Below are 1,111 nucleotides of genomic sequence, written 5' to 3'. Positions count from 1 at the left end.
TGGTCGGTATGAATATGTTTGTTGTGTATAGTATTGTTTTGTATGGTTTCGTTGATATAAGCGATATCTAATTTTCGTTCATTTAAAAGTTTAATAATATTAATGCTATCAGATTCCCAGATGTTAAAACGAACATCTGTATATAGTTGTTTGAACTGTTCAATCTGTTCAAACATTTTATTTGAACTATATATTGTAGTACCGATAGCTAATGATTGCTCTACCTGCTCATGGAATTCTTGGGTCTCCATTACTGAATCATCTATTGTATTCAAGATGAGTTGTGCTTTATTAACAAAAAATCGCCCTTGATCAGTGAGTTGTACCTTTCTTTTCTTATTTCTTTCGAATAATTCAAATCCTAATTCTCTTTCCAAATCTTTTAATTGTCTACTTAAAGGTGGTTGTGCGATGTGTAATATCTCTGATGCACTTGAGATACTACCTGCTTTGGCAATTGCTAAAAAATAACGTAAATGTCTTAATTCCATCTTGCCACTCCTTTTAATACTCAAAAAGTATCTAATATATATTTAATATATATTTATTGTATTATAGAATGTCGATTTATACTAATGGATGAAAGGAGTCTTATACATGAAATTGATAATAGGTATTTCCGGAGCTACGGGTGCAATATTTGGCATTCGTTTATTAGAAGTACTGCATCAGGTAGAAGATGTAGAAACGCATTTAGTATTGTCTAAATGGGCAGTAACTACCATTGTTGAGGAAACGGAATATAGCGTTGCTGAAGTGAAATCAATAGCTGATTATTCTTATTCCCCAAGTGATTTAGGCGCTGCAATTTCTAGTGGATCTTTTAATATTGATGGCATGATTGTTGCTCCATGTAGTATGAAATCTTTAGCTTCAATAAGTTTAGGTCTTGCCGATAATCTTATTACTCGTGCGGCAGATGTCATATTGAAAGAGCGTAAACAATTATTATTGATGACTAGAGAAACACCACTTAATGCTATTCATCTAGAACATATGCTAAAACTATCGCAAATGGGTGTATCTATTTTTCCTCCAATGCCCGCATTTTACAATCATCCTTTAGATTTACATGAAATGATAGATCATATTGTATTTCGATTATTATCTC

At 32.1% G+C, this 1,111-nt stretch carries 2 protein-coding genes; one reads left to right on the top strand and one right to left on the bottom strand.

The annotated features are described in order from the left end of the window. On the bottom strand, positions 1-491 hold a 491-nt coding region (locus tag ACF91D_RS30540; protein ID WP_392438498.1), incomplete at its 3' end, for a LysR family transcriptional regulator. A gap of 106 nt (positions 492-597) precedes the next feature. On the opposite strand from ACF91D_RS30540, the gene ACF91D_RS30535 reads away from it, so the two are divergent. Beyond that, positions 598-1,111, top strand: a 514-nt coding sequence (locus ACF91D_RS30535; RefSeq protein WP_392438497.1) for a UbiX family flavin prenyltransferase, incomplete at its 3' end; no start/stop codon positions are given.

Source organism: Staphylococcus sp. 231237_7MaSpsaltlick, from assembly GCF_043107035.1.
Note: the sequence above shows the minus strand (reverse complement) of the source record. Positions and strands in the feature narration are given on the sequence as shown.